The sequence below is a fragment of the Nocardia vinacea genome, from assembly GCF_035920345.1.
Lineage (GTDB): Bacteria > Actinomycetota > Actinomycetes > Mycobacteriales > Mycobacteriaceae > Nocardia > Nocardia vinacea_A.
In genome coordinates, this window is sequence record NZ_CP109149.1 from 3,626,942 (window position 1) to 3,646,006 (window position 19,065).

Annotated in this window: 20 protein-coding genes; 3 read left to right on the plus strand and 17 right to left on the minus strand. The window is 66.9% G+C overall.

The genetic code is table 11. The features are described from left to right. Positions 1-294: 294 nt before the first annotated feature. The 8 genes from OIE68_RS16925 to OIE68_RS16960 form a co-directional block, all read right to left on the minus strand. Positions 295-1,275 carry a hypothetical protein gene (locus OIE68_RS16925; RefSeq protein ID WP_327100313.1) on the minus strand — a complete coding sequence of 327 codons (981 nt, stop codon included), beginning with the start codon at positions 1,273-1,275 and terminating at the stop codon, positions 295-297. 12 nt (positions 1,276-1,287) lie between these two features. After that, a complete protein-coding gene (locus OIE68_RS16930; protein ID WP_327100314.1) occupies positions 1,288-2,220 on the minus strand; it encodes a hypothetical protein in 933 nt (310 codons plus the stop codon). 70 nt (positions 2,221-2,290) lie between these two features. Next, positions 2,291-3,199, minus strand: a complete 909-nt coding sequence (locus OIE68_RS16935) for a hypothetical protein (protein WP_327100315.1) — start codon at positions 3,197-3,199, stop codon at positions 2,291-2,293. A gap of 54 nt (positions 3,200-3,253) precedes the next feature. After that, a complete protein-coding gene (locus tag OIE68_RS16940; protein WP_327100316.1) occupies positions 3,254-4,270 on the minus strand; it encodes a hypothetical protein in 1,017 nt (338 codons plus the stop codon). Continuing rightward, a complete protein-coding gene (locus OIE68_RS16945; RefSeq protein ID WP_327100317.1) occupies positions 4,267-4,629 on the minus strand; it encodes a hypothetical protein in 363 nt (120 codons plus the stop codon). Before OIE68_RS16945 ends, OIE68_RS16940 begins: the two co-directional genes overlap by 4 nt. A 173-nt stretch (positions 4,630-4,802) precedes the next feature. Beyond that, positions 4,803-5,471, minus strand: a complete 669-nt coding sequence (locus OIE68_RS16950; RefSeq protein WP_327100318.1) for a hypothetical protein — start codon at positions 5,469-5,471, stop codon at positions 4,803-4,805. After that, positions 5,468-6,604, minus strand: a complete 1,137-nt coding sequence (locus OIE68_RS16955; RefSeq protein ID WP_327100319.1) for a C40 family peptidase — start codon at positions 6,602-6,604, stop codon at positions 5,468-5,470. Before OIE68_RS16955 ends, OIE68_RS16950 begins: the two co-directional genes overlap by 4 nt. Beyond that, a complete protein-coding gene (locus tag OIE68_RS16960; protein ID WP_327100320.1) occupies positions 6,604-8,313 on the minus strand; it encodes a hypothetical protein in 1,710 nt (569 codons plus the stop codon). Before OIE68_RS16960 ends, OIE68_RS16955 begins: the two co-directional genes overlap by 1 nt. Positions 8,314-8,489: 176 nt before the next feature. Between OIE68_RS16960 and OIE68_RS16965 the strand changes: the two genes are divergently transcribed. The 3 genes from OIE68_RS16965 (at position 8,490) to OIE68_RS16975 (ending at position 11,699) form a co-directional block, all read left to right on the plus strand. Further along, a complete protein-coding gene (locus tag OIE68_RS16965; protein WP_327100321.1) occupies positions 8,490-9,563 on the plus strand; it encodes a site-specific integrase in 1,074 nt (357 codons plus the stop codon). Continuing rightward, entirely contained in the window at positions 9,564-9,893 is a 330-nt protein-coding gene (locus tag OIE68_RS16970; protein ID WP_327100322.1) for a helix-turn-helix transcriptional regulator, read from the plus strand. It begins immediately after the preceding gene. A 558-nt stretch (positions 9,894-10,451) separates the two neighbouring features. Beyond that, a complete protein-coding gene (locus OIE68_RS16975; protein WP_327100323.1) occupies positions 10,452-11,699 on the plus strand; it encodes an integrase in 1,248 nt (415 codons plus the stop codon). Between the two features lie 26 nt (positions 11,700-11,725). Here OIE68_RS16975 and OIE68_RS16980 read toward each other — a convergent pair whose 3' ends face one another. From OIE68_RS16980 to OIE68_RS17020, 9 genes are read right to left on the minus strand one after another with little or no spacing between them, the layout of a single operon-like run. Then, positions 11,726-13,198: an SCO6880 family protein gene (locus tag OIE68_RS16980; protein ID WP_327100324.1), complete on the minus strand. Its 1,473-nt coding sequence runs from the start codon at positions 13,196-13,198 to the stop codon at positions 11,726-11,728. Continuing rightward, entirely contained in the window at positions 13,195-14,640 is a 1,446-nt protein-coding gene (locus tag OIE68_RS16985; RefSeq protein ID WP_327100325.1) for a hypothetical protein, read from the minus strand. The genes OIE68_RS16980 and OIE68_RS16985 overlap by 4 nt, the downstream gene beginning before the upstream one ends. After that, positions 14,637-15,440, minus strand: coding sequence for a hypothetical protein (locus tag OIE68_RS16990; protein WP_327100326.1), 804 nt, complete (start codon positions 15,438-15,440; stop codon positions 14,637-14,639). The genes OIE68_RS16985 and OIE68_RS16990 overlap by 4 nt, the downstream gene beginning before the upstream one ends. Positions 15,441-15,452: 12 nt before the next feature. Further along, entirely contained in the window at positions 15,453-16,091 is a 639-nt protein-coding gene (locus OIE68_RS16995; RefSeq protein ID WP_327100327.1) for a hypothetical protein, read from the minus strand. A 22-nt stretch (positions 16,092-16,113) separates the two neighbouring features. Then, the gene (locus OIE68_RS17000) at positions 16,114-16,323 is read right to left on the minus strand and encodes a hypothetical protein (protein WP_327100328.1); all 210 of its coding nucleotides are present in this window, start codon (positions 16,321-16,323) and stop codon (positions 16,114-16,116) included. A 17-nt stretch (positions 16,324-16,340) separates the two neighbouring features. Beyond that, entirely contained in the window at positions 16,341-17,330 is a 990-nt protein-coding gene (locus OIE68_RS17005) for an alpha/beta hydrolase (RefSeq protein ID WP_327100329.1), read from the minus strand. Positions 17,331-17,333: 3 nt separating this feature from the next. After that, positions 17,334-17,630, minus strand: a complete 297-nt coding sequence (locus OIE68_RS17010; RefSeq protein ID WP_327100330.1) for a hypothetical protein — start codon at positions 17,628-17,630, stop codon at positions 17,334-17,336. Continuing rightward, the gene (locus tag OIE68_RS17015; RefSeq protein ID WP_327100331.1) at positions 17,627-18,277 is read right to left on the minus strand and encodes a hypothetical protein; all 651 of its coding nucleotides are present in this window, start codon (positions 18,275-18,277) and stop codon (positions 17,627-17,629) included. The genes OIE68_RS17010 and OIE68_RS17015 overlap by 4 nt, the downstream gene beginning before the upstream one ends. Before the next feature lie 3 nt (positions 18,278-18,280). Further along, a complete protein-coding gene (locus OIE68_RS17020) occupies positions 18,281-18,979 on the minus strand; it encodes a hypothetical protein (RefSeq protein ID WP_327100332.1) in 699 nt (232 codons plus the stop codon). Positions 18,980-19,065 lie beyond the last annotated feature (86 nt).

A 19,065-nucleotide genomic window follows, 5' to 3' on the forward strand; every position in this document is an offset into this window, starting at 1 on the left:
TGGTGGAATCGGCTGCGTCGTGGTAGTAGGCCGGATCGGTGGCTGCGTGCCGTGGTTCTGGCCAGCTCATCGCGCGGCCCATTCGGATGTGGTGGACATCGACTTCCTCTGGTGAGGGAAGGGCGTGTACCGCAAACCGGTTATCGACGGTGCGGCGGTGTTCGGATGTCCCCTGGCAGTGCGGTTTCGGCGCCTCCGGTCAGTACCCGTGACCGGTGCGTCGACGAAAAACGATTGCTGCGAATACCTTCTGGTGGATCAGTGATCGGCGCAGGGTTGGATTGGTGAGTTCGGCTAGTAAGGTTCGGTGCCCAGGTCGATCTGGTGGTGCGGGTTGGTGGTCTGGTCGCCGTGGTCGGGTTCGCTGTCCCAGCTGTGGGCGCCTTCGGGGAGGGCGGCGTCGATGGCGTCGGTGATGGCGGTGGGCTCGGCGTTGTGATCGGATTCGCTGGCGGCGTTGTTGATGGCCGCGTCGACGAATTCCGCGCGCAGCGACGCGGTGGCGGCGGCGATCATGTGTTGCGGTGTCGGTGGGATAACCTGCGCGCCAGCGATGGGGGTGCCGGTATCGGGGTCGGTAGGAACATAGGGCGGAATCGCTAGGTCGGTGCGCACAGTTGCGTAGGAGTTCCATTCGTTGACCAGCGTCAATTCGTCATAGGTTGCGAGATTGACCGCGAGCTGTCGCCGGACGCCTTCGGCGACCGGCCCCCACAGTTCGCCCGCCTCGGTGGCGGTGATCTGCGCGGCGTGCGCCAGAGCGGTCACTCGTTCGTGGTAGAGCTGCATGTTCTGTGCGAACTGCGCCGCCGCGATGGGATTGGTCGCGAAACTCCACCGTCCAGTAGCGATGCGGTCCGCGCGGGCCGCGGACAGCCCAGCCATCCGTTCCAGATGCCACAGATCCAGCGACAGCATGTCGACGTAGAAGTCCTGGGCAGCGTTGTCGCGTAACGGGTTTTGTCGCACCCCGGCATCCACGCGCGGGCGAGTGCTCTGGATGCCGAGTTCGCGCGCGTCCTCGATCCAGGCCGGTTCGATCCCGGCGGTGAGCGCGGTCTGTTCGGCCTGCTCCCGCTGGGCTTCCAACCCATCCAGATGCGTTTGCCACGCCGTGCGCGGATTGTCATCGACGGTGAGGGCTTCGAAGTTCTCCCACCCGCCATCCAGGATGCGGGTGTGTTCAGCGGCCAGCAGCCGGATCCGCAGCAGCAACTGCGCCTGCCATTCGACCACCGACTGCGGCGGCAAAAACTCTGGTTCGGGAGTCGTCATCGTCGTCGCGCCTCACCGCTCGAACCCGACCGACGCCCCGGGTTCGGGAGGACGAATATCGGGTTCCGACGCTGGTTCGCTATCCCATTCCGCTGCTACATCGAGCGGCAACGCGGCGTCGACGGCAGCGCCGATACTCGGGTCGGTACTCGCTTCACTCGGTATTCCGGTGAGGGCTTGGGTGGCTCGTTCGATGAGTTCGGGCGGCGTCGGGGGCGGCGCCACATTGGGGTCCTGTATCCGGTCGGCGGCGAGGTTGTCGACGCTGCGCCAGGCTTCGTGTTCTATCCCACGCCAGGTATAGGCACGCCATCGTTCGTGCAGAGCGGCGTCACCATAGCGGTGCACAGTCGCTGCCACCAACTGCGTCCACCCCGCCTGGCCGCGGCCCCACAACTCGGCCCCCTCGTCACTGGTCAAACCGATGACATGGCCGGTGTCGTACGCGCGGGACCACAGGGCGACCATGTTCCGGTCGAACTGTTCGTGTGCCTGCGGGTCAGGCGGGAATCGTCCGTCCGCGCCGCGGAGTCGGTGGGCGACATTGATCGCGGCCATGTGCTCGAGCTGCCATACGTCGTTGGCGATTCCTTCGACCATATGGGCGCGTACGGGGTCCTCGCCGTGGCGCATGGTGGGTGGGGAATTCACGCTGTCGCCCCATCGCAGTCCCCGCTCTCCCATCTCCCGCGCCTCAGCGATCGCCGCGGGCGGAACACCAACGGCGCTGGCATGGATCTCTATCTCGTGACGATCGGCGGCCAGCGCTCGCAGGTGGGTACGCCAGGTCTGCAGCGGGATTTCGCCGCCGCCATAATGGGGTTCGTAGCTCGGGTGCCCCCGTAACAGGAGCTGCATGTGGTCGGCGGAGGCGTTCTGGATGCGTTCGAGCAGCCGCAACTTCCAGCTGGGCTGGCCCTCCATCCCGGGTATCGGTTCACTCATGCTTGTCCCTTTCCTGAAAGAGATTGGTATTCGGTCGTTTCCGGCTTCCAGAGGCTGCCGAGATCGACGGTCATGGTTCGTGTCCGTGGTCGACCTCGGCCACCGCCGACGCGGGCGTCGGATCGGTCGTGGTGTCGGCCGGTTCGAGTGCTGCGGGCGGGTCGCCGGTCAGACCAGCGGCCTCGATCGCGGCGTTGATTCCCGCGGCATCGGGGTCCCGGTCGGGGTCGGTGACCGTCAGCTGCGCTGAACGTCGGTCGAGTGTGGTGAGGGCGTCGGCGGCGAGTGAGACCATGTGGTCCGGGGAGATCGGCATCTGGGTGGTGATGTCGTCGTGGGTGATTCCGGCGGTTTGCAGCACGATCACCGGCATCGTGATGGCGGTGAAGTCGGTGCCTGCCACCTGGTTCCAGCGCGCCGCGAGCTGCTGGTCGCTGTGTGTGGCGAACTTTGCGGCGACCGCGGTCGACCAGTGCTGGGCGCCGCGCTGCCAGATCTGGTGGCGTTCTTCTTCGCTCAAGGTCAAGGCGTACGAGACCGCGCCGAGGCGCTGCCAGGTCATCCCCATCACCCGCCGAAACCGTGCCACTGCATCGCGGTTCAGCTCGCCGCGGCGGGTGTAGGCGGCGGCCACGCCCGCCATATCCTGCAAGCCGCGTACCTCGATGCCCAACGCGTCGGTCAGTGCGGTCCGGTCGACCTGTCCCGACCCGAGCAGCGCTTGCCCCGGCTGCCACTGCCCGCCACGCTCGCCCGCGGCGCGGACGTAGTCGACCCATGGCTTCGGCACCCCGACCGCCAACGCCACATCCTCGAGCTGTTCGCGCGAACCCTCGCCGATACGCAACTGCTGCAACACTTCTGGCGGTGGGCTTGCGTGTCCGGCGTGACGAGCGTGCGCGAGGCGCTGCTGGTTGTCGTAGGCCAGGTTCTGCACGGCTTTGAGCAGATGCGCCTGCAGCGGAGTCGGGGTGTCCATCTCACCGGCCCCCGCCGCCGGGTAGCCGCACCGCTGGCCTCCTGGTTTCGCTGGTCATGGCTCGGTCGCCAGCATCGGTGCCAGTACCACCGGACCCGAGAGCGGTTCGGCATCCAGATCGACATCCATGGCCTCGGTGAGGCCCTCGCTGGTGGCTCCGGTGGCGTCGATCGCCTCCCCGATCACCGCTCCCTGCTCGGGCTCGCTGTCCGCATCGCCGGACAGATCAGCGAAGTCGTGGGCGAGGTGGGTGGCGAAACTGAGTTCCTCGGTGAGACCGACAATGTCCTCGATTCCCACCGACGACCTGGCCTGCTCCCCAACCCCCACGTCGAAGTCATCGAAGTCGCCGAAGTCTTCGACGATGGTGGCGTCGATGATTTCGGCGTCGGTGCCGGTGTCCGCAACGAGCGTCGCGTCGACGACCTCGGTGTAGTCGGTGCCGGTGTCTTCGGCGAATCGCTCGTCGTAGGCATCAGCATCGCGTTCATGTTGGTCGGACAACCCTTCCGCGGCTTTGGCGGCGGCGAACGCGGCTGCCGACGCCTTCGCTTCGCCGGATTCCCCCTGCGCGGTCAGGGTGTCACTGAAACCCGCTGCACGGCGGCGGATCTTGATCATCAGTTTCTTGAGTTTGACGTCGAGGTCGTGCAGCTCGACCGCACGCTCCTCCCGGTTGGTCAGGTGTTTGCGTTCAAGCTTTCCTGCCTTGTTTCGGCGCGACAGATCAGCATCGGCACGCTGGATTTGGCGCCACTTCTGCCACTGCTCCATCTGGTGTGCTTGCCCACCGCGCTCGATGCGGGCGCGCACCTCATCGACCCTGGCGGAGTTGAAATCGCTCTTGTGGCCCGCTTCTTCCACGGCATCGATCACCCGGAGCCGGTGTTCGATGAACGAGCGCCACTCTTTGGCGTTCGCGTGGCGAACCCGCTGCTCGGACTCCGTCTTCGACCGCGCTTCCCCACCTCGCCCACGCATCAGCGCGGCGGTGGTGTGCGCGGTTTGCAACGCTTGAACGAAACCCTGGCGCATCGCCTGACTGGATTCTTCGACGGGATCTCCACTCATGGCAGAACCCCCAATTCGGATAACACCCACGCCGATCCCGCCGTGGTGCGGGTGGCGTGGGCGTACACCGCCCACCTGATCGGCGGCTGGTCACCCGGTTGCAGGTCCACACCCAGCACGCGGCTGGCCGTGGTCGCGGTGTCGGTGGGATGGTCGTCGCTGGTGATGCGAGCCGACGTGGTGATCACGGTGGCAGCGGTACGCCACTGCTGCCATTGCGTCGGGCTCACTGGCGCCCACACCAGGGAAGCGGATTCGGCGCGGTCGGCGAATCCGGGATCCATCAACACCCGCGCGGTACGAAACGCCACCCGCGCATCGGTTTGCTCGCTGGGCCGATAACCGAACACGGTGCTCACGGTCGCGGTCAGTACAGCTTCGGCCGAACACGGGTCCACCGTGTCAAAGGGTGGGGCGAAACTCGCTGTCCTGCACCGTGTTGCGTCGTTGGCGGCGGGGTGGGGTGGGTTCGCGGCGCAGGCTGCGGTTACGGCAGCGAGGGAGACAGCTGCGGTCAGGACTTTTGTTGGGGTCATGCCGACTCCCGGGATGGGTGTAGGAGGCCGCCGAGGTCGGTGGTGGACCAGTCGATGGCCTCGTGGCGGTCGCATTGTTCGGCGGCCGGGTTGTGCACTGGTTCGCTCACCACGTCCAGCACCAGCGCGGCGGTGCGGGCGGCGTGGTGCAGGTTCTCGACGTCGATGCCGCGGGTGCGGGCCAGGATCAGATGCAGGGTGGCCGCCTGGGCACCCCATTGGGTGCGGGCTTGCCCGGCCAGCCAGATCGCTTGTCGCGCTGAGGCTTCCGCAGCCGCGGCACCGGTGGCGATGACGGTGTCGCTGGCAAACCGGTCGTGCCAGATGACGCGCCCGTCACCGCGGCACACGGTGAAGGCGTCCATGGTAGCGGCCGACCACAGCATCAGCCGCGGCCCCCGCACCGCCATCGCCACCAGCCGCTGATCGGCGCTGCGGCGAGCGGCTTCGATCTGACGCAATCCTTCGTAGTCGATCCCGGCCTCGACCATCAATGCGGTCAGAAATCGCTCGAAGGCGCGGCCGTCGGTGAACTTGTGCTCGACCGCGACCCGATCGAATTGGCGGGTACTGGTGAACCCGTGCAGCTCGGCCGCACGCACACGCACGACCATCTCCGGTGTGACACCAGAGTGCGGGGCCGCTACTGTCGGTGTGGTTTTCATTCTCGTCCTCCCGGGGTGGTGTCGAGGGGTGAAGGGGCGGGTTTGCTGTAGCGGCGCACGGCCATCCGTTCTCCGTCGAACACCGATAACGCAGTGAGAGTGACGTTTTGGCCGCTTTGCGGGCTGTGTAACAGCAGGTCGCGGCCTTGAGCGTCGCGGCCGTAGTAGATGCCGACGTGATGGGAATCCGTATCGCCTGGCGCGGTGAAAAAGATCAGATCCCCCGGTGCGCGCTCGGCATAGGGCACCGGTTGGGCGCTGGGGTGGTCCTGTTGGGCTTGGGTGTAGTGCGGCAACCGGATTCGCCCGCCCGAGGCCTGATAGATCGCATATAGGGTCAGACCCGAGCAGTCGAACCCGCCGCTGGTCGGACCATTGGTGTCGCCGCCGCCCCATACATACGGGGTGCCGATCCATTTCATCGCCGCCTCGATGACCGCGCGACCGAAGGCACTGGCGTGCGCGGGTAGTGGCGTCCCGGATCCGTTCGGCCCGCACCCGGCGGGTGAGGACCCGCCGGGGGTGGAGGGCATCGAGGCGGTATCGATGTCGGCGAACATCAGATAGAGCCGTTGCGCTAAATCCAGTTGCGCTCCATAGGCATTGGGTGCGGATTGTTCGATCGCTTGCGCCAGGTCGGCCGGTGACATGTGGGCGGCGGCGGGCCCGAGTTGCGCGGCGTGGTCGTAGAACCAGTTGATTTGGTAGATCGGGTTCATCAAGGTGGCGATACCGACCGATCCCCAGACACTGGCCCGCATCTGGTGCGGACCGACCGAGTCGTGGTCGTAGCCCAGGCCGTCGTTGCTGTAGTTCAGCGATTCCGGCACCGCGGGGTTGGCCAGGTTGCGGAAGGTGGATTCAGTGGCGGCGGCGGCCAGTTCGGCGATGATCATGTTCTGTGTCATGCCGCGTTGTTTGCCGATCGCGACACCGTTGCGGGCCAGCTGTAACTGGCGCTCCGACAGCCCCGCCACCGATTGTCCGGTGGCACCCCTGACTCCGGCGGCACTGTTGGCCAGTGGGGCTGCACACGAACGGGCCGAGTCGACGCCGACAACGATCAGCAGTAGTATGATGAACGCGATCGGTAGCGAGATCGCCGTCGCGATCACGGTTTTCGAGGTATCCATCACCTACTCGCTTCCCCTGCTGCGGGCAGATTGTCGAAGCGGCGGTTGGTGTTGTGGATGTCGGCGGCGCGCTCGGTGGGGGTGAATACCAGCCGGAACGGGATGCCGGGTTCGTTGGCTTCACCGGTTTTGAGCAGGAAACAGCCTGTGCCCGGTGGGGTTTCGCGGCGTGAGGGGTCCAGGTCGTCATCGGAGGGTGGCCGAGGAGCCGCCCACGAGGTGACCAGGCGTTTCTCGGTATCAGTGATACCGACCGCAGCACGGATGCGATCGATCTCCTCTGGCCCCACCGGACCGATCAGCTTCGCCCGAGCTCGCTCGAAGAACCCGAGGGCTTTGGCTTGCGCGGCAGGCGAATCGAAGCTCGACAGGTCCTTGATCGTGTGGCTGCACATGATCAACCCAGTGCCCAGGACACGGTTGAGTCGGGTGAGGGCATCGACGCGATCGACCATGAATTCGCCCACGCCGAGCACACGCCAGATCTCGTCCATGACGACTTCGAACGTGCGTGGCGGGGCGAGTCCGGCATCAGCGAGTGCGTGGGCGGCGGCGACCGCGCCGAAACCCTCGCTCCAGCAGACCATCAGCACTGCCGCCAAGAGCTTGGTGTCGCCTTCAGGTATGCGGCTGACGTCCACACACACTGCGGGGCTGGCCAGATCTAGGCGGGTGGTGGTCGGCCCGTTGAAGATCGCGCCGAACGGTCCTTCGACCAGCGCGCGCAGGGACCGGCGCAGGGTTTTGGTGCTGGCGCGGTAGGCGGGTTCGTCGTCTTCTTCGGCGAACTGGCGCAGTTGGTCGCCACCGCCGGAAATGACCTCGAGCAAGTTCGACAGAATCGGCGGGTGTTCGTAGCTGAAACCCCCTGCGGGGCTGTAGAGTTCGCGCAGCCCGGCGGCGAGCAGTACTTCTTCGTAGTCAGCGACGCGGGATCCGCGCACGAGCTCGATGAGCCCGGCAACGATGTTGACCTGCCCGGCCTCCACGCGCGCGGTGACCTGGCGCCGCTGGTCGGGGTCGGCGAGTCGCGCCACCACAGCACCGAGCGCGCCGACATCCAGGGGGTTGATGGTGCCGTGCCCATAACCGACGTCGACGACCTGCCCGCCGAGTTCCACGACAAGGTCGCGGTAGTCGGGTTTGGTGTCACCCATGCACAGCACGGTTTCCCCGGCCACGACCGCGCCGGTCACCATGCGCCGGATCAGACTGGATTTGCCGAAACCATTGAGCGCCAGCACGAACGCGATCGGGGCGGTGATGAAGCCGCGCAGAAACCAGCTCATCGGGTCGAAATGCACGGGCGCGCCGGTGATGTAGTGCGCACCGACCGGGGTGCCAACGGTGGGGGCGCTGGCACCGACGGTGAAGGGCCACAGCCCGCCCACTTGCACGGTCGTCGCGCGCCATTCCGGCATGCCGGGCACGACCGCGGCGCGGCCACCGCCGAGCCCGCGATAGCCGCGATCGGTCAGCGCCAGCAGCGATCGGTCGAAGCCCTCGCGGCCGGTTTCCTCCCCGCGACCGGCCGCGGTCGCCCGGCGATGATCATCGCTGGATATCGCCAGCCGTGCCCGCCAACCACGCAGGCCAGACTTGGCGGCAGACGCCTCGATCGCGGCGCGCGCCTGCGGTGTGAGAACGCGGACACCGGCGATTGTTTCGGTGCGGGTGGGGCGAGATCTCTTGGGGCGCTGGGTGTTCATGCCAGTTCCCCATCACTCAGGTTCGACTGGTGGCGAGCAGTGGCGGTGAGCCGCAGACCAGGGGCCTTAACCGTGATACGTGCTGCGATCGGCGTGTTGAGGTTGTCTCGGCTTTTCTGAAGTGGTCTCATGTTTCTCGATCTCCTTCCACGTCGGGTGAAGGCGAGGTGTGTCAGTTGGGCATCGCGGCGGTCCGGGATCTGCGGTCGGCTCGGCCAGCTGCCTCGGCCGAGGAGTTGGAACGGTTCGAGACCGATGTGCTGGCCGAGTTCGTGCTCGCGCGCTCGGCAGCGGGGCTGGCCGATGCAACGATCCGGGGTGACCTGAGCAATCTCGAACAGATGCGGACCTGGTTCGGTCGCCCGTTGTGGGAGATGGAGCCACCAGACGCGGACACCTACTTCGGGCGGGTGCTGCGCGGGTCGCCGAGCGGCACGAGGTTGGCCCGTTGTGCGGCGTTGTCGGTGTACTTCGAGTTCCTCGAGCTTCGGCACAAGGTCGAGTTGCATGCGATGACCGGCCGGGTGGTGGAATGCCCGATCGATGAGATGAACCGCCCTCGTGGCCACAAGGACACCAGGGTGCGGATCCCGCCGCTGCGCGAGGAAGTCCAAACCTTGTTCGCGGGGTGGGCGCAGGAGCTGGCGACGTGCAGGAAGTTCGCTCCGGCCGCCCGGAACTACACCGCGTCGCGCCTGATGGCCGATGTCGGGTTGCGGATCAACGAGGCCCGCCATCTCGATCTCGACGACATTCGTTGGGAGCTGGGGTATTTCGGCAAGCTCCATGTCCGCGTCGGCAAAGGCGCGCGAGGGTCGGGACCGCGGCAACGGATGGTGCCCTTGCTCAACGGCGCCGACCGCACCCTGCGCTGGTATGTCGAGGACGTGTGGGGACAGTTCAGCGACGATCACACCCGCCCAGGCGCACCGCTGCTGCCCTCCGAACGCATCAACGCGGACGGAACGCGAAATCGCGTCGGCTACAACGCCTTGCGTCGCAGTTTGGCCGAGGCGACGCGGGCGCATCTGCCAACGTGGATAGGGCGGATGTCGCCGCACGTGCTGCGCCACTACTGCGCCTCGCAACTGTACTTGGACGGCGTGGACCTGATCTCGATCCAGGAGATGTATGGCCATGCCTGGGTGACCACCACGATGAAATACGTTCACGTGCACCGAAGCCGGATCGAGGACGCCTGGATCGCCGGTCAACAACGCGTCGGCACGCGCTTGAAGGGACTGATGTGAATGCGCTGGAATCTGCGCCTGGCCGCGGCCAACCGCGGTATCTGGCAAGCCTCGCAGATGCAACGCCTGCTGGCCGAGCACGGCCTGGTCATCTCCGCCGGCAAGATGTCGCACCTGTGGTCGGGCCAGCCCGCCTCGATCAAGCTCGCCGATCTGGACGTGGTCTGCGTCGTGCTGGGTTGTGACATCGGCGAACTGCTGATCCCGGAACCGGACTCGGTGTCGCGTCCCGACTCCGGCAGCGACAACGACGTGCAGGCTGCGGCACAACAATCTCGCCCCAGGGTGGTGCCCCGCCGCCGGGACGGGCGTTCGATGCCGCCGACCTGAGCGATGGCCGCCCGAGATGGTGCCCGGCCGCCGATCGCGCGCTCGGTGACCAGTTGCTCCGAATGCCTGGCATGGGGCCCGACCTACGCTCAGGGCGTGTGCCTGGCCTGCTACAACTTCGCTGTCGGCTATCGCCGACCCGTGGGCAACTGTTCGGCTTGCCACCGCTGGGTCGCCCTCAGGAATGGCTACTGCCGCCTGTGCTGGTGCCAGGCCAGGCTCGACCGGGCCGCCACCGCCGAAAACGCTCGCGACAGAGCCATTCTCGCTCCCTATGCAGCGAAAGTCCGCTACCACCAGCTGTTTCTGGCCGACCTCTATCAGCCCCACGCGCCACCGCCGACAACGCCGCGACAACGCGGGGCCAAGGGGCGTCGGCCAAGACAAGCACCGCCGGCAGCATCCCGCCCTAGTCTCGACTCCGCGCAGCTGCTGTTGTTGACAGACCTGCCCCGCACCTATCGGCGTGGCCGTGTCGACCTGAGAAAGGGGCGTCGGCCAAGACAAGCACCGCCGGCAGCATCCCGCCCTAGTCTCGACTCCGCGCAGCTGCTGTTGTTGACAGACCTGCCCCGCACCTATCGGCGTGGCCGTGTCGACCTGAGATCGGATGCCGCGCCGGACAATCCGTGGCTGGCCTGGGCCCTGCACCTGTCCTGGACAATGGCCGAGGCACACGGCTTCCCCCATGAACAGCGCCGAGCACTCGATCGGAACCTGGTCATGCTGTTGGCCACGCACGCCGACGGCGACCTCGTGCGGGTCTCGCAGTTCCACCGGCTGATCTGCCGTCAGGGTGGCGGCGCGCTCGTCCACGTCATCGACATCTTGTCGATGATGGGGATCCTCCTCGACGACCGACCCACGGTGTTCGATAGCTGGCTCGACGCCAAACTCGACGGCCTCGCCCCGGCGATCGCCCACCAGGCCGAACGCTGGGTTCGCACCCTGCACGAAGGCGGGCCCCGCCAGCACCGCCGCACACCCGCGACCGCGATGGCCTACTTCAACGGGGTCCGACCCGCGCTGCAAGCTTGGTCGGCCAGCCACGATCACCTGCGCGAGATCACCCGTGACGAGGTCCTCGCCTATCTCGCCGATCTGCACGGCGAGCCGAGGATGCTCGCGTTGGGAGGGTTGCGGTCGCTGTTCATCTGGGCCAAACGCAACGGCGTGGTCTTCCAGAACCCCTGCGCCCGCATCCGGCACACACCACGAGTCCGACGGATCTGGCAACCACTGTCCGACGACGAGATGACTGCCGCGCTGCGCGCCGCCGACACCCCACCCTCGCGTCTGTGTGTCGCCCTGGCCGCCATCTACGGCGCCCGGCCCGGACAGATCCGGGCCCTGCTGCTCGACGATGTGGACTTGGGCAACCGGCGCATCACCATCGGCGGCCGCAACCTCCCGATCGACGAGATCACCGCCACGGTACTGCGCCAATGGCTCGACCACCGGCGCAGCCGCTGGCCACGCACCGCGAACCCGCACCTGCTCATCAGCAAGGAAACCGGACTGCGCACCGGACCGGTCAGCACCGCGTTCCTGCCGAACCTGCGCGGCCTGACAGCGACCCTGGAACGACTGCGCATCGACCGCAAACTCGAGGAAGCCATCAACTGCGGCGCGGACCCACTGCATCTGTCGGTGATGTTCGCGATCTCCGACACCAACGCGATCCGGTGGGCCACCAACGCCAGGCAACTGCTGACCGACCCTCACACCGCCGGCCCGCCAGGTTCCACACCAACCCGAGCACCCACCCTCCCGGATGCCGGTGGAGCGCACTCGGGTTCCCTCTGAAGACGCTTCAGTTTCCGTGAACCCGTTCAATTCGACACCCGGTTGGAGATGGAGGTGTGCTCCGGCAAGATCAACCCGATCCCGAGGCTCGCGGCGAATGCGGCGGCTTGTGTGCCGTAGCAGCGGCGCACCCCTAACCGGGAGGCAGCGGCCATCGCTTTCACCGACGCCTCGATCCCAGGTAAGTCCCCATCGAGGTGATCGGTGACCGTCACCAGCACCCCGAACCGCGTCAACCCCGCCCCACGCGCCTGCTCCTCTCGGGCGGCTTGGGTATTGCCGACCCGGATCCGCGCCGAAGCCGAGGCGATTCCGCGTTCGGTCTGCTCGGCCGCGACCGCGTCACGAAAGTCGGAGTCGACCAACGTGGTTGCCTCGGCGGCCGAATGCAACCGGTACACGATCGCCACCCGCTTGCGCGGCACGTCGGCGCGCGGGCGCAGTAACTCCTCGAGCACAGTTTCCATGACCGCCCCGCGTGGGGCGGCGTCCATTTCCCAGGTGATCGAGCAGGCGCCGTCGTGTAGGTAGTGATCCCAGCGGTCCCTATGCGCCAGTGGCCCGACCGAATCCCACGACTGTGTACGGATAATCTCGACACCGGCGGCTTCGACATCACGTTGGGAGGCAAGGTCGTAGCGGGTGCGCACCAACCCGAGGACCTCCCACGCCTGCAACGGTGTCGCCGGAAGCCCCGCACGGGCCAGCTGGGACAGGACTCCTTGCAGGCGTTGCCCGATCTCGCGGGCCTGCTCGGCCTCATCACGACGGATACGGCCCTTACCGATCGCGCGGTAGGTGATCGCGATCCGCGCCTCGATCCGCACCCCGACCCCACCGACATCGGCGGCGGCTTCCCGCATCACCGCCTTCGCATAAGCCGGGGCATCCGGGCGCACCAGGCGGGCGACCTCCCATGCCTGCCTGAGCCGGGTCTCGACCACGTTGTCCAACACCGCGGTCACCGCGACAACTTCCCCACCGCGACTCTGCGTCGCCAGGAACTGGCCATATCCTTCGACCCAGGCGTCGATCTGAGTTTGGTCGACCAACTCTTTGCCACGTGGGATCACCCGCAGCACGACAGCGTAGTGATCGCTGCGGCGGATATGGATCATCGCGAAGCGTTTCCCACCCGCCGTCTCGTACTCCGAGAGCCGCGAATCCGCCAGCAACCCAGGAAGTTTCGCGACTCCCGGGATTTTGGAGAACCGGCCGGCCTGGTAGACGTGCTCACCGCGGGCCGCGGCAGCGGCGAACTGGATACGCAGCACGGCGATCTCCCAGCCGGTGCGGCCGTTACGGGTGATCGCCAGCGGCGTGAACACCAGTGCCGAGGCCACGACCAAGCTCGCCGCCATCGACAGCGACCGGGTGATCATGAACCCGACCATCACCATGATGATCAAGCCCAGCCCGAGCATGGACACACCCCAGGTCAACCCGAAGAACCCGGCCGAGCGAGGGCGTTCCCAACGGCCATACATGCGTGTGGTCATCGCCGAACCTCCCCCGGCCCCAACGCATCCGGATCCAGACCGCCCTCCGTGGCGTCTCGCGTCTGGCTCTTGAGGGCCGACGCCCCCTGCTGCCCCAGTTGCGCACCCAACGCGACCGCACCGGCCACGCCGCCAGCAGCACCGGCCGCCTCCCCGCCGCTGCCCGCACCCGCCGCGTTCGACGACTTCGATGCCGCGGCTTCTGGTGGCGGTGCACCGCCACCATTCGAACCCCCGCCCGAGCCACCGGGGGCGACCCCTGATGAGGTGTCCGCCCCCGAGGCGGAGGAACCATTGCCGCCAGTACCACCGCTGCCGTCGGGCATCGGTCGACCCCCTCCGCCACCACCGCCTCCTGGAGATGGGTCCTTGGGTGGTGATGCGCCGCCAGGGTCGTTCTCGCCTTCGCTGACCTTGCGGCCTCCCGAACGGTCGCCCAGCGATGCCATCGCTATACCTGCGCCGCCGCCTGCCAGCACTGCCGCCGCGCCGCCCCCGCCGCCGAGTGTCGCCACCGCGGGTGCGACCAGCCGGATCAGCGCGGGCAAAACAATCACCGTCATGACCAGCAAGATCAAACCTAGGAGCACCAGCTGTGGATCCTGCTGATCACGCCCGGCCACGGTGAACGCCATCGCATAGATCAACGCCCCGACCGGCTTCCACAACACGAACGCCAGCGACCAACTCAACAGACGCTTGTATGCCTGGAAACCCGGCCCTGTCCCAGAAGCAGCCGCCGCGATCGGGATAACAGCGACGACCAGGATCAGCAAGGCTTGCCGCAGCACCAGCATCACCAGCTGTATGAGCATGCTGATGATCCCGAGGAGGAACAGCACGAACAAAACACCAGTTCCCAATCCGGAGTTGTTCGTCCTGAGATCGAACTTGGTCAGCTCAGCGACGATGTTGTGGGCGTCGCCTCGGGACGAGTCGAAGATCACCCACTCGGCAAAGGCGTCACCAGCACGAGTTCCGGCGGTGATGACCGCAGCGAAGGCCATCGAGGCGAACACCGCCCGGCCCAACATCAGCACGCTTTCCTGTGCCTCACCAGCGACCCCACCGCGCTTGGCCAGCGCGAGCCGTGCCGCCGCGAACATGATTCCGCAGGTGAGCAGCAGCACCTGCAGGCCGCTGGTGTATTCCCGGATGCCCGACAGCGTCGGTCCGAGTCCTCCTTGGTTATCGGTCAGTTGCGGTGAGGGCAGCGCGGTCCACCAGGTCATGACGAACCGCAGGATGTTGCTGAAGCTCTCCGCGAATTGCGCGACTATGTCGTCGAGGGCCGAGCCCGCCGCGTCGGAGGCGGCCTGTCCGAGTTGTTCGCATGCTTGTTGCGGCCCCAGCGGCATCTCGCAGACATCGGGGATGGGCAGCTGGGTTCGCCATGTCGTGATCGCAATGACCGGAGTACCGGCGATGGCAATATCGGTCACGACAGGCCCTTCCAGTATCCGAATCCGGTCAGAGAAGAGGCGGAAGTGCCTGGGCCCCAGAGTGTTTCGATATCGTCTGGTACTCGTACATGCCAGTCGCCGTCGATCCATGCCATCGGCCAGGTCGAGATCGTGTAACCGATGTCGTTGTGCGTGGCGAACTGCACCAGCGCGAGGTCGTCGCGGTAGCCAGGCTGGATCCGGACGCCGTCGGGGACCACGACGTAGCGGGCAGCGTCACGAGTGCGCTCGCGGGAGCGGGCGAACCGGTCGAGTAGCGCTTGGCCGCCGCCGTAGTAGCGTTCCCGCACTACGTGCTGCCATACACCCTCGGGCGCAGCTAGAGCGCGGGCGAGCGCATCGGCGGCGGCCAGTGCCGCGCCTTGCGGGGTGTGGGCGAATCCTGTTGCGATGCCGTCGGATATGCGGGCGGGTCCGTCGCTGCCCGATGCCGGCAGTGCCGCGCCGCCCCAGCCGCGCTGCCACTGCATCCGGGCGGGTGGGGTGGTCAGGTAGGCCGGGCTGGCAGGGTCGGTGCGGGTGCTCGGATCTTGCGCAAGCGCGACACCGGATTCGTCGTGGGGCACTTCCAGGCGGTTGCCGAACAGGTCGGTGGTCGGCGGCAGCGGAATTGTGGTCGGCGGCAGGTCGGGAAACGTTCGCTCTGTTGGCGCTGGGGCGCTGCCGGGGTCGGCGGGGATGTCGCCAGGGCTGGTGTTGGTGATGGTGAGTACGAACACCGCGATCACCACGGCGGTGATACCGGCGAGCAGGATGATCAGCAGGCGATAGGATCTCATGAGTTGGGCTCCTCAGCGCGGGGTGAACGAGACGATGTCGGCGGGGAGCACCGCGGCGGTGGTGACCAGGGGCAATGTCGCGTTGCCGGGTAGGTGCAGCCGCCAGTCCCCGCCTTGCCACAGGACGTGGGCGTTGTTGCGGGTGATGGAGTTGTCGGGGTGGATGGTGTAGATGTCGACGTCGGTGGCGTCGAGGGTGTAGTGGGCGATCACGTAGCCCGCGACTTTCGGTGCGCCGCTGGTGATCGGTGCGGTGATCGAAATCTGGGCGCGGGCAGTTGCCCAGGTGTCGCGCCCAGGGCCCTCGGCGAGCATGCGCTGGCCGACCGTGGGCCACTGACTGTCGGTGCCGATCGACATCCGCACCGTCGAGTGGATCGCCGCCAGCGCCGCACCTACCGGTGAGCGGTCGAATCCGCTGGCTACCGGTCCTTCGATGCGCTCAGGGCCTTGGTCAGCGACTGGTAGATCCACGCCTTGGAAGCTCTGCCAGCGCAATCCGGTTGGCGCGGTGACGGTTACGGTGGCGCTCGGCTGTGCGGATCCGTTGGCGTCCTGGCCACTGCAGGCGAGCAGGCCCGCGACGGCGAGCGCTCCGGTGAACGCGAGCAGTGCCACGACGCCGATCCGGTGTGCGCGCAAGGGGTTCACGGGGTCGGTCTCCTTCGTCCGGTCAGGTGGGCAGGACGGTGATGGCGATGGAGCTGGCCGACCCGAGCAGAGCCGCGCCCAGCAGTGCGCCGAGGAGTCCTTCGACGCTTTCTTCGCGGTACATGCGGATCGCGAGCAGCCCGCCGACCCACACCGCGCGGGCGATGCACAGCAGCAGCACGAACCACATCAGATAGCCCAGCAGTTGAGTCAGCGGCGAAAGCACCTGCACGGGAAGAGGTTTAGCGATCACAGCGCGCCGCCGTGCTGTTGTTGGGTGCGGTAGGCGACCTCGAGCGCGGCCAGGATCGGCTCGCAGGCTTTGCCCGGCTCGACGTAGGGCAGGGAATGTCCGGCGTCGGGGACGCTGTCGTAGTCGCCCCAGATCCGTTCGGCCAGATGCTGGGATCTGCTCGGGGCGACGACCGGGTCGAGCTGCCCGGTCAGTACCCAGGACGGGACAGCCCGCAAAACGCTGGCTGCCTCACCCGTCAGAGTCGCGCCGCCGTAGACGGCGAGGTCGGCGAGCATCGCGTCGAGGTTCTCGAGGCGCGTCGCGCCACCGATGGCGTCGAACGGGCTGCGGCGCGGCGCCCGGTAGCGCAGCGGCGGCTCGAACAGATAGGTGGTCAGTTCCCCGAGCAGCTGACGCGCTGCGCGTCGGGAGCGTCTTCCCTCGACGTGGATGTCATCCGTTGGGCGCCAAGGGAACTCGGGGCAGCCGTTGAAAAACACGATGCCCGCCAAGGCACGGGCACGGTGCGGGTACTGCTCGGCCCATGCCTGCACCAGCAGCGATGCCACCGAGTGCGCGACCAGCACGACCGCTCCGTGAGCGTGGGCGAGGACCGTGTCGAGGTCATCGACCAGCGTCGGCAATATGGCTCGGGCCCCGGGGGCCGAATGCTCGGATGTGCCGTGTGCGCGCTGGTCGTAGACGATCTGGGCGATCCCGCCGTCGAGCCGTTGGTGCAGGCACTCGGTCAGCGGCGTCCAGTAGGTGGAGTCGGTGAGCAGGGCGTGGACGTAGACCACACTCGCCGGAGGATGCGCCGGGCCGAGGCGTGCGGCCGAGAGCCGCAGCCCGTCGGGGGCCGCGATGGTGACCGGACTCGCGTCGCGATGATGGGCCGAGCGATGTTCGCGTGTGGTGTGCGCCGCGGGTGGGAACCGGGTGTCGGCTCTCCAGGCACCGGGTGTGGCTGGCGACGGTTGGGGATGAATCGGGAAGTGGCGCATGGGTTATGCGCCTCCGGTGACGACGGCGTTCATGATCGTTCCGGCGCTGGTGGCGATGATGCCGCCGACCAGAGCGCCGAGGATGATCTTGGGGGATTCGACCGCGCCGCCGTGGAATCGTTCCCACCCGAATTTCCCGCCGGCGTAGATCAGCGACGCGATTCCGGCGAGCATGACGATCCAGGACAGATAGTTGACGAGGTTGATCAACTTGTCCGCGCCAGGCGGCGCTATAGGGGTGGGTTTGATTTCTTGGGCGAGCACGGTGATCGCCTCGCCGACCGCGTAGGCGGTGGTCATGGCGTTTTCTCCGAATCGGGTTGTGCAGCAATCGAACGAGTGGCTGCGAGATGGGTGATGATCTGGGTTCCGGCGCGGTGCACGTCGGCGGGGACCGCATCGCGCAGCCCTGATCGGCGCGGTGGCGGTGGGTCGAATGGCACATACTCGGCGAGTTCGGTCAGTTCACAGACGACGAGTTCGTCGTGCCAGCCGATCTCGTAGACGTCGGCGACCAACTCGGCGACCACAGCGCGATACCGGCGCACCACAGCGGGTACCTTTCCCGGGCGAGCCGCGGTGAGGACCAGCCCGATCACCTCCACCCCGTCGGGTGTCAGACAGGCGTGCCATTCGCGGAGGCGTTCGGCGGCTGCGGTGAGTCCGGGCATGCACAGGCGGGCTGCGATGATGACGTGCTGGGTGGTGCGCGGTGATCCGGGCCAGGCCAGCCCGGTGTCGGCCGCCGGTGCCCACCACCGCGCCAGCGTCGAGGTTGCGGCACCGCCATGCGCACCGAGCACCGCGAACAGCGGTGGATGGGCACCTGTGGTCGGCAACGGTGTCTCCCGCACCGAAGCCAACTGTTCCGGTGCGGTGATGGTGCCCGGATCGAGACGCTGCCCTCGGTCGCGGTGGTCTCGGTGTAGGTGCAGCGGTGTGGCCATCGCTCAGCCCCGCTTCTGAATGTTGGTGATGACCACGTCGTCCGAGGTGTGCCCGACGTTGATCAACTGCAGGTAGTCGATGCGCTGTCCATCGGGATGCTGTGCGACCAGATGTACTTCCGCGGTGCCCTCGGCGATCGGGGTGATCGCCACACAGTGGCTGGTTCCGGTCGGGGTCGAGGCGATGCCCGCTGCCAGCCCCTCGAGGGTGAGACCAGCCTCGGGGGCGACCAGCCCCAAGGCGGTTTCGGCGCTGCGCTGTCGGTAGTAGGCATGCTCGAAAGCCGCGATAACCCCTTGCAGGCTGTGGGTGTCACCAGCGGTGTCGGTGACGGTCTGCCCCGACAGCCCGGTGCATGCCCCACCGGTTGGTGGGGTCATTGTCGGGGGGCTCGCGGTCGCCGTGGGGATCACCGCGGTCGTGTCCGGATGGTCAGCGATCGAGCTGATTCCCACAGCGATCAGCGCGGCGGCTATACCGAGTGCGCCGGTAAGCCCGATCCATACCCGCCGTGGTATGCCCGAGTGTGTTCCGCCGCTGGCGGGTTGTGGGGTGTGCTGTCTGATCCACTGCCATTCGGTGCCGCGCTCAGGGTTCGCGTCGCCGGTGGCGGGCGAGATGGTTTGCAGGGCAACGGGTTCGCCGCGATGCAGCCAGCCGCCACCATGCCCAATGTCGATATCAGTTTGGGTGTTGGGCATTTCGGTTCTCACCTCCTTGATGTGGTTGGCGGGCGGAGTGGGGGCCCTTCGGGCGGGCGGCCAGGGGAGAATCAGCCGACAAGGTT